The organism is Pseudoalteromonas sp. 19-MNA-CIBAN-0066 (assembly GCF_040308705.1).
Lineage (GTDB): Bacteria > Pseudomonadota > Gammaproteobacteria > Enterobacterales > Alteromonadaceae > Pseudoalteromonas > Pseudoalteromonas nigrifaciens.
Genome location: NZ_JBEONZ010000154.1, coordinates 1 through 288, shown reverse-complemented (window position 1 = coordinate 288; position 288 = coordinate 1). Strand labels below are relative to the sequence as shown.

The following is a 288-nucleotide window of genomic DNA, read 5'->3' as shown; positions in this document are numbered from 1 at the left end:
GTACTCTGGTAGTGTCTCAAGCGGCAGTTACCTTGATGGGTTAAACCTGGGCGTTACCGAAGGGACGAGTTTAGGTTCGGGACTCAGTAAAAGTAACACCCCCAGCATTAATATTGCTGGGGTAATTACAAAAATAGACCGCCTAAGTAGTTTACAAGTTAACATTGGCAACATTGTGAAATTCCCCCCGGCGGAGAAAGGAGATCGTACTTATGATAGCGCCACGGGATTATCCGTTACTCATGCTACCTCGGGTATAGCTTTTTCAAGTGAAACTGAGACTAATAA

General features: G+C 44.8%; 1 protein-coding gene. It reads left to right on the top strand.

Annotation, left to right across the window (positions count from 1 at the left end; translation table 11 throughout):
• Window positions 1–288, top strand: a 288-nt coding sequence (locus AAEZ18_RS18610) for a hypothetical protein (protein WP_352255868.1), incomplete at both ends; no start/stop codon positions are given.